Source organism: Micromonospora maritima (assembly GCF_902825405.1).
GTDB classification, from domain to species: domain Bacteria; phylum Actinomycetota; class Actinomycetes; order Mycobacteriales; family Micromonosporaceae; genus Micromonospora; species Micromonospora maritima.
The window spans coordinates 1-7,331 of sequence record NZ_CADEAU010000271.1 but is presented as its reverse complement, the minus strand read 5'-3'; the positions used below and the strand labels follow the sequence as shown (position 1 = coordinate 7,331).

The window sequence follows — 7,331 nt, the reverse complement described above, 5'->3', positions numbered from 1 at the left end:
TGGGCCGGGGGCGGACGGCGCTGGTGCTCGGCGGCGACTGCACCGTGACGATCGGCCTGGTGGCGGGGTGCGCGCGGGCCGGCCGGCCGCCGGCGCTGGTCTACGTGGACGGCGGGCCGGACCTCTACACGCCGTCGACCCGGCCGAACGGCAATCTGGACGCCACCGGCCTGGCGCACCTGCTCGGGTTGCCGGGGACCCTGCCGGAGGTGGCGGGCGTCGGGCCGACCGTGCCGCTGCTGTCGCCGCAGCGGGTGGTGGTGTACGGGGACTCGCTGCCCCGGGGCGACCACGAGCGGGAGCTGGTGGCGGAGCTGGGGCTCACCTATGTGCCGGCCGACGAGGTGCACGCCGACCCGGCGGCGGCGGCGCGGCGGGCGCGGTCGTCGGCGGAGGGTGCGGCGGACGGGTTCGTGGTGCACTTCGACGTGGACGTGCTGCGGTTCGTCGACGCGCCGCTGGCGGACGTGCCGGAGCCGTTCGGGCTCGGCCTGGCCGAGGCGGCGGCGACGCTGGCGGAGCTGGTGGCGAGCCCGCGGTTCCTCGGGTTGTCGGTCACCGAGATCAACCCCGATCACCTGCCGGACGGCGAGGTGCTCCCCCGGTTCGTCCGGGCGCTGGCCGGGGCGTTGACCGCGGGCTAGGCGTCCGCGAGGTGCATCGGCAGGACCTTCGCGGTGCTGACCGCCAGCGCGCGGTCGAGCACCTGGTCGCGCGGGACGAAGACCATGGCCTGTCCCTCGCCGAGCACCACGTCCTCCTGCTTCGCGTCGGTGACGCCGCGGAAGACGTACACGGTGACGTCGTGCGGGAAGCCCTCCTCGTACGGCCGCGGTCCGCTCCACAACAGGTGCAGCTCGCCGGCGGTCAGGCCGGTCTCCTCGCGTAGCTCCCGGCGGGCGGCCTGTTCCGGCGTCTCCCCCGGCTCGATGCTCCCACCGGGCAGGCTCCACTGGTGCGGCGACACGGTGGTGTTCCCGTCGCGGTGCTGCATGAGCACCGCGCCCGACCGGTCGACGAGCAGGACGAGGGCGACGTCGTAGAAGGCCACGGCCCCGAGGATGCCACACTCCCGCACTTTCTTCTGCCGCAGACGAAAGTCCTGACAGAAGCGCCGAAAGCTATAGACATATGGACATGTCTTTTGTAGCGTCGGCAGCGACGGCCCGCCCCCACTGACCGGCACCGACCAGGTCGTCCTGGTCCCCTCCGCGTAGGACCCGCGAAAGGAGAACGGCCATGTGCTACGGATTCGACGGGGAGGCCGCGCTGCGGCAGTCCCTGGACCGACGTCACCTGCTGCGCGGCTCGCTGGCGGCGCTGGCGGGCGTCGGGCTGGCCCCCGGGCTCGGCGCGACGGCCGCCCAGGCCGGCGGGCACCACCACGGGCGTCGGCACGTGCCGAAGGAGCTGATCAGCATCCAGCTCTGGACCGTCCGCGACGCGCTCAACGGCTCACCCGGCTACGACGCGACGCTCACCCACCTGGCCCGGATCGGCTACCCCCGGGTGGAGCTGGCCCTGGGCTACTTCGGCCGCACGGCCGCCCAGCTGCGCCGGTTCCTCGACGGCATCGGCGTCAGGGCCAGCTCCAGCCACGACGGCATCGCCGCCGACGCCGCCGCGCTGGAGCAGAAGATCGCCAACGCCCGCACGCTGGGCCAACGCTTCATGGTGGTGCCGTACCTGAACTCCGACAAGGAGGACGACTGGAAGCGGTGGGCGGAGCAGATGAACGTCGAGGCCGCCGCGGCCCGCAGGGCCGGCCTGCGGTACGGCTACCACAACCACGCGCACGAGTTCACCATCGACTTCGGCAACGGCCGGCGCCCGTGGGACGTGCTGACCGAGGAACTCGACCCGCGCCTGGTGCACCTGGAGATCGACCTCTACTGGGCGGTGACCGGCGGCATCAACTCCGGTGAGGGCGTCGGGGACCCGGAGGGCTTCGCGCTCGACGTGATCCGCTGCGCGCCGCAGCGCGTCCTGCAGTACCACGTGAAGGACCGCGACGAGACCACCGGTGACATGGCCGACCTGGGCACCGGGATGATCGACTTCGCGCGCATCTTCCGCCGGCACCAGGTGCTGGAGTACATCGTGGAGAACGACACCCCGGACGTGACGCCGCAGCAGACCGCCGCGGTCGGCTACCGCTACCTGCGCCGGCTGACGTACTGACGCGCGCCCGGTGACGCCGGGGCCGGCCCACCGCCGGCCCGGCGTCGCGCGTGGTGGGGCCCCCGGCCGCCGCCGGACGTGGCACGCTCGGGGCGGGTCAGGCACCGATCGAGGGGGTACGCGATGACCGACGAGCCGGACCACGTCCACTACGACCGTCTCTACCGGGACACCAACCGTCCGCCCTGGGAGATCGGCGGTCCGCAGCCGGCGCTCGCCGCGGTCCTCGACACCGGGGTACGCGGCCCGCGCGTGCTCGACGTCGGCTGCGGCACCGGTGAGCTGTCCCTCGCGCTGGCCCGCCGCGGCCATGACGTGACAGGTGTCGACATCTCCGAGGTGGCCGTCGCGCAGGCCCGGACCAAGGCCGCCGAGGCGGGTCTGCCGGTGCGTTTCGAGGTGTGCGACGCCACCCGGATCCCGGTGCCGGACACGCCCTACGACTCAGTGTTCGACTCGGGGCTGCTGCACACGCTGGACCGGCGCGGCGCGGCGATCGGCGACTACCTGGCGCTGCTGCCGCGCCTGACCGCGCCGGGCGGCGCCGTGTTCGTGCTGGCGATCTCGCCGGAGGCGGGCCAGGACTTCGGCCTGACCGCCGATGCCCTGCGCGCGTCGTTCCCCGAGTCGAGCTGGACGCGGACCGCTGTCGAGCCGATCGACGTGCTGGCCCGGGTCGAGTCCGGAGAGCTGCGTCTGGCCGGCAACCTCCTGCGCACCGTGCGCTCCTCGACGCCGGCCGACTCGTCGATCTAGGAGTGGTGGCACCTGACAAAAGCCGCGGGTGACGCATCCTGGGCGCCACAACTCCAAGATCGGTGGGGATCGGCGGGGGCGGGGTCAGCGGCGCCAGTGTTGGCGGGGGGCGTAGCCGTCGCGGCGCAGCCAGTGTTCGGTGTAGACGATGCGGTCCGCCTCGATCACCACGAGGGTCTCGCGGGGCGGCTCGGACAACGGGCGGCCACGTTCGACGTGCTCGTTCTGCCAGCGGAAGGCCGACCAGTGGTGCGCGTGGTCGGGATGGTCCGGGGCGAGCACTTGGGCGGTGCCGAAGACCTGCGCGCCGCGACTGCTGGCCAGCCCGACCAGGGGCGCGAAGACGCCGACGGACACGCGCGGGTCGGCGGCGATGTTGCGCATCTTGGGCGAGCGGGGCGCGGCGGTGAACATCAGCGTGAAGTCGAGCGGGTAGTAGCGCACCGGGGTGGCCAGCGGCCCGTCCGGCCCGGTGGTGGCCAGCACGCACATGTTCTGCGACGACAGCAGGTTGAGGATGCGTTCCTCCAACCGCTCCCGCGCCAGCTTCCCGGTCGGTGTCGGCCCGCCCAGCCACGGATTCGTCACCGGCACGCGGCGTCCTTGATCATGCCGGCACCCTACCCGGCCGATCAACCGCGGGTGGGCCGGTGCCGGGGGTCAGGCGCCGAGCTTGGCCGTGCTGGCCCGCACGACCACCTCACCGGCCATGCGCAGGATCCGCCGCCGCCGGCCGGTGTTCTCGGTGAGCGCCATCTCCATCGCCTTCTCGCCGAGCTGCTGCAGCGGCAGCGCCACGGTGGTCAGCGGCGGGGTCAGGTCCCGCACGATCGGGATGTCGTCGAAGCCGGCGACGGAGACGTCGCCGGGCACGGACAGCCCGTGGTCGCGCAGCGCCGCGTACGCGCCGATGGCCATCACGTCGGTCAGCGCGAACACGCAGGTGGCGTCCAGCCCGCGGGCGAGCAGCTCGGTCATCGCCTGGTAGCCGCCGTCGCGGGTGAACGGCCCCTCCACCACGGCGGCCGGGTCGAGGGTCACCCCGGCGGCGGCCAGTTCGTCGCGGAAGCCGCCGAGGCGGTCGGTGACGGTGGTGAGCGCGCGCGGGCCGGAGAGCACGGCGAACCGGCGGTGGCCCAGCTCCAGCAGGGCGCGGGCCATGGCGGCGGCACCGGCCCGGTTCTCCGGCAGCACGCTGTCGAGCTTGAGGCTGCGGTGCCGGCTGACCACGGCGACCCGGCCGCCGCCGTCGAGGTAGGGCTTCAGCTCGGCCTCCATGGCCCGCTCCCAGCGGGCGTCCTCGAAGCCGGAGCCGATGAGCAGGATGGCCGGGGCCCGCTCGGCGCGCAGCATCGACACGTAGGCGATCTCCCGCTCGGGGTCGCGGAACGTGCTGGCCAGCATGACCAGCAGGTCGTTGGCGCCGGCGACGCGCATGACGCCGCCGGCGACGGCGGCGAAGTAGGGGTCGGTGACGTCGTGGCAGATGACGCCGACGGTGCGGTGGGAGGCGCCGGCCAACGCGCGGGCGTGCGCGTTGGGGGTGTACGCGAGCTGCGCCGCGGCGGCGAGCACGCGGTCGCGCAACTGTGGGGTGACCCGCATGCCGTTGAGCGCCCGGGAGGCCGTGGCCAGTGAGACGTCGGCGGCTCGGGCGACGTCCTCCAGGGTCACGTGCGTCCGTGGTTGCATCGATCTCCCCCTACGGAACGTCTTGACCCGGCTGTCGGAGCGTGGCTACCGTAACACGCTGAAAGCGCTTACTGAAAGCGCATTCAGGAGCGTGACCGACCACCCCGGAAGGACACCCACGTGGAGCGCACGTCTATCGGGATCATCCTCAACGGCGTGACCGGACGGATGGGCTACCGGCAGCACCTCGTCCGGTCCCTGCTCGCCATCCGCGAGCAGGGCGGCCTACCCGCCCGCGACGGCAGCCGCATCTGGCCGGAGCTGACGCTCGTGGGTCGCAACGAGGCCCGGCTCGCCGAGATCGCCGCCCGGCACGGCCTGGACTCGTACACCACCGACCTGGACGCGGCGCTCGCGGACGACGCCCACCGGATCTACTTCGACGCGCAGGTTACCGCCCAGCGGGAGAAGGCGATCCGGGCCGCGATCGAGGCCGGCAAGCACGTCTACACCGAGAAGCCGCTCGCCGAAGGGCTGGCCGGGTCGCGGGAACTGGCACGGCTCGCCGCGGCCCGGGGCGTGAAGAACGGCGTGGTGCAGGACAAGCTGTTCCTGCCCGGGCTGCGCAAGCTCAAGCGGCTGGTCGACGGCGCGTTCTTCGGCCGGATCCTGTCCGTGCGCGGCGAGTTCGGCTACTGGGTGTTCGAGGGCGACTGGCAGGACGCGCAGCGGCCGAGCTGGAACTACCGCGCCGAGGACGGCGGCGGCATCACCGTCGACATGTTCCCGCACTGGCACTACGTGCTGGAGCAGATCTTCGGCCCGGTCACCGCCGTCACCGCGGTCACCGCCACGCACGTGCCCGAGCGGGTGGACGAGAACGGCGTCACCTACCGGGCCACCGCCGACGACGCCGCGTACGGGATCTTCGAGCTGGCCGGCGGCGTCATCGCGCAGATCAACTCCTCCTGGGCGGTCCGGGTCTACCGGGACGAGCTGGTCGAGTTCCAGGTCGACGGCACGCACGGCAGCGCGGTGGCCGGGCTGCGCGAGTGCCGCATCCAGCACCGGGGCGCCACCCCGATGCCGGTGTGGAACCCGGACCTGCCGGTCACCGAACCGTTCCGCGCCCAGTGGCAGACCGTGCCGGACAACGCCGACTACGACAACGGGTTCAAGGTGCAGTGGGAGGCGTTCCTGCGGCACGTCGTCGACGACGAGCCGTTCCCGTGGGACTTCCTGGCCGGCGTCCGCGGGGTGCAGCTCGCCGAGGCCGGGCTGCGGTCGGCCCGGGAGGGCCGGCGGATCGTCGTCGAGGAGATCGACAGGTGACCGCGCGGATCACCCTGCCCCGGCCCGCCGGCGGCACCGAGTCCCGCACGCTGCGGGAACCGGCCGGCTGGCAGCGGCCGGACCGACCGCCGACCAGCCGGATCGCATACGCGGCGGCGCACGTGGTCGCCGACCCGTACGCCGACAACGCCCCGGGGGCGCCCGCCCGGCTGGACTGGGACGCCACCCTCGCGGTGCGGCGCGACCTGTGGTCCTGGGGGCTCGGCGTGGCCGAGGCGATGGACACCGCGCAACGCGGGATGGGGCTGGACTGGGCGGCCACCCGCGAGCTGATCCGGCGCAGCGCCGCCGAGGCCGCCGCGTGCGGCGGGCGGATCGTCGCCGGCGCCGCCACCGACCAGCTGCCCGGCGTGCCGGACACCCTCGACGAGGTCGTCGCCGCGTACGCCGAGCAGGTCGGGTACGTGCGGGAGTGCGGCGCGGTCCCGGTGGTGATGGCCAGCCGGCATCTCGCCGCGCTCGCCACCGGCCCGGACGACTACGTGCGTGTCTACGAGCGGGTGCTGCGCGGGGCCGGCGCGCCGGTGGTGCTGCACTGGCTCGGCGACATGTTCGACCCGGCGCTGGCCGGCTACTGGGGCTCGACCGACCTGGACGAGGCCACCCGCACGTTCGTCGCGCTGGTGCACGCCCACGCCGACGTCGTCGACGGGGTGAAGGTGTCGCTGCTGGACGCCGGCCGGGAGGTGCGGCTGCGCGAGCTGCTGCCGCCCACCGTGAAGGTCTACACCGGCGACGACTACCACTACCCCGAGCTGATCGAGGGCGACGGCATCCGGTCCAGCCACGCGCTGCTCGGCGCGTTCGCCGCGATCGCCCCGGCCGCGTCGGCCGCGCTGCGCCGGCTCGACGCCGGGGACCCGGCCGGCTTCCGGGCGGTCCTCGACCCGACCGTGCCGCTGTCCCGGCACGTGTTTTCCCCGCCCACGCCGTACTACAAGACCGGCGTCGCGTTCCTGTCCTGGCTCAACGGGCGGCAACCCGGCTTCACCATGGTCGGCGGCCTGCACGCCGGACGCGGCGTCCCGCACCTGGTCGAGGTGTTCCGGCTGGCCGACGACGCCGGGCTGCTGCTCGACCCGGAGCTGGCGGCGCGGCGGATGGCCACGTACCTCGACGTCGCGGGGGTGACCGGGTGACCGCCGACCCCCGGCTGGCGAAGCTGTCGCTCAACCAGCGCACCACGCGACGCTGGTCGGTGCGGGAGGCGGTCGACGGCTGCGTCCGCGCCGGCATCCCGGCCATCGGGCTGTGGCGCGAGCCGGTCGCGGAGATCGGCGTACCGGCCGCCGCGAGGATCGTCGCCGACGCGGGGCTGCGGGTGTCGTCGCTGTGCCGGGGCGGCTTCCTCACCGCCGACGACGCCGGCGCCCGGGCCGAGGCGCTGGCCGACAACCGCCGCGCCGTCG

The 7,331-nt window shown here is 73.8% G+C and carries 9 protein-coding genes; 6 read left to right on the top strand and 3 right to left on the bottom strand.

Annotated features, from left to right (window positions below; genetic code table 11):
• Positions 1-644 (top strand): arginase family protein (locus HUW36_RS21350; RefSeq protein WP_174529793.1); only part of this gene is annotated, 644 nt, incomplete at its 5' end.
• Here HUW36_RS21350 and HUW36_RS21345 read toward each other — a convergent pair.
• A complete protein-coding gene (locus HUW36_RS21345; RefSeq protein ID WP_174529792.1) occupies positions 641-1,051 on the bottom strand; it encodes an NUDIX hydrolase in 411 nt (136 codons plus the stop codon). The genes HUW36_RS21350 and HUW36_RS21345 overlap by 4 nt on opposite strands.
• A 188-nt stretch (positions 1,052-1,239) precedes the next feature.
• Here HUW36_RS21345 and HUW36_RS21340 point away from each other — a divergent pair, with 188 nt between their 5' ends.
• A complete protein-coding gene (locus tag HUW36_RS21340; protein WP_174529791.1) occupies positions 1,240-2,181 on the top strand; it encodes a sugar phosphate isomerase/epimerase family protein in 942 nt (313 codons plus the stop codon).
• Positions 2,182-2,304: 123 nt separating this feature from the next.
• Positions 2,305-2,937: a class I SAM-dependent methyltransferase gene (locus HUW36_RS21335; RefSeq protein WP_174529790.1), complete on the top strand. Its 633-nt coding sequence runs from the start codon at positions 2,305-2,307 to the stop codon at positions 2,935-2,937.
• Between the two features lie 84 nt (positions 2,938-3,021).
• Here HUW36_RS21335 and HUW36_RS21330 read toward each other — a convergent pair whose 3' ends face one another.
• Together HUW36_RS21330 and HUW36_RS21325 are read right to left on the bottom strand one after the other, a co-directional pair.
• Positions 3,022-3,531: a pyridoxamine 5'-phosphate oxidase family protein gene (locus tag HUW36_RS21330; RefSeq protein WP_174529789.1), complete on the bottom strand. Its 510-nt coding sequence runs from the start codon at positions 3,529-3,531 to the stop codon at positions 3,022-3,024.
• A gap of 66 nt (positions 3,532-3,597) precedes the next feature.
• Complete coding sequence (locus HUW36_RS21325; protein WP_174529788.1) at positions 3,598-4,629, bottom strand: LacI family DNA-binding transcriptional regulator; 1,032 nt, start codon at positions 4,627-4,629, stop codon at positions 3,598-3,600.
• Positions 4,630-4,749: 120 nt separating this feature from the next.
• Here HUW36_RS21325 and HUW36_RS21320 point away from each other — a divergent pair, with 120 nt between their 5' ends.
• The 3 genes from HUW36_RS21320 to HUW36_RS21310 all read left to right on the top strand — a co-directional run.
• A complete protein-coding gene (locus HUW36_RS21320) occupies positions 4,750-5,901 on the top strand; it encodes a Gfo/Idh/MocA family protein (RefSeq protein ID WP_174529787.1) in 1,152 nt (383 codons plus the stop codon).
• Positions 5,898-7,061, top strand: coding sequence for a dihydrodipicolinate synthase family protein (locus HUW36_RS21315; protein WP_174529786.1), 1,164 nt, complete (start codon positions 5,898-5,900; stop codon positions 7,059-7,061). Before HUW36_RS21320 ends, HUW36_RS21315 begins: the two co-directional genes overlap by 4 nt.
• Positions 7,058-7,331: sugar phosphate isomerase/epimerase family protein (locus HUW36_RS21310; protein WP_425487252.1), on the top strand; the 274-nt coding region annotated here is incomplete at its 3' end. The genes HUW36_RS21315 and HUW36_RS21310, both read left to right, overlap by 4 nt.

Bases quoted from the DNA above. Each gene is read 5' to 3' on its own strand.
- HUW36_RS21325 (WP_174529788.1), bottom strand. From the start codon at position 4,629: ATGCAACCACGGACGCACGTGACCCTGGAGGACGTCGCCCGAGCCGCC.
- HUW36_RS21335 (WP_174529790.1), top strand. From the start codon at position 2,305: ATGACCGACGAGCCGGACCACGTCCACTACGACCGTCTCTACCGGGAC.
- HUW36_RS21340 (WP_174529791.1), top strand. From the start codon at position 1,240: ATGTGCTACGGATTCGACGGGGAGGCCGCGCTGCGGCAGTCCCTGGAC.